This window comes from Halorubrum sp. Atlit-26R, assembly GCF_003666015.1.
GTDB lineage: Archaea > Halobacteriota > Halobacteria > Halobacteriales > Haloferacaceae > Halorubrum.
Window position 1 is genome coordinate 1 of the sequence record NZ_QPLT01000332.1, and the last position, 559, is coordinate 559.

The 559-nt window shown below is 57.2% G+C and carries 1 protein-coding gene; it reads right to left on the bottom strand.

What is annotated here, in order from left to right:
- Positions 1-559: RNA-guided endonuclease TnpB family protein (locus DVK07_RS20835; RefSeq protein ID WP_147441306.1), on the bottom strand; the 559-nt coding region annotated here is incomplete at both ends.

Genomic DNA, 559 nt, shown 5'->3' on the forward strand with positions numbered 1-559 from the left:
CGCTCCTCCAGCGGGGGACTTCTGCCCTCGCTGGAGTTGTAACGCTAACTTCCGGGCGACGTTCTTCGCCGCGTTATAGTCGGCATTCACGGCATACGAACAATCCAAACAGGCGAAATTCTGCCCATTGCGGTTCTCCTCAAGCGTACACCCGCACTGCGAACACTGCTGGCTGGTGTAGGCTGGTTCAACCTTCGAGACGACGATTCCGGTCATCTCAGCCTTGTTCTCGACCTGCTCTTGTAACTCTCCGAAGGCCCACTGTTGGAATTTCTTGCCATCGCTGATCCGCTCGCGGATTTGTCCCAAGTCCTCGAATGCGATATGCGTACAGTCGTGCCGCTGTGCTTCCGCAACAATCCCTTTCGAGCAGCGGTTGATGTAATCTTCGCTCCACCGCCCGAAACGATCACCGATTCGCTGAAACGTCAGGTGTGCGCTCCGGGTGCCGGTCTGTAGCAGGTCGCCACGGCGTTTCTCAAACTCCCGGCGTTCATGATTAAGCAGGTCAGCGTTCCCGACGAACCGGCCTGTTGAGGTCACAGCGATGTGGTCGTCA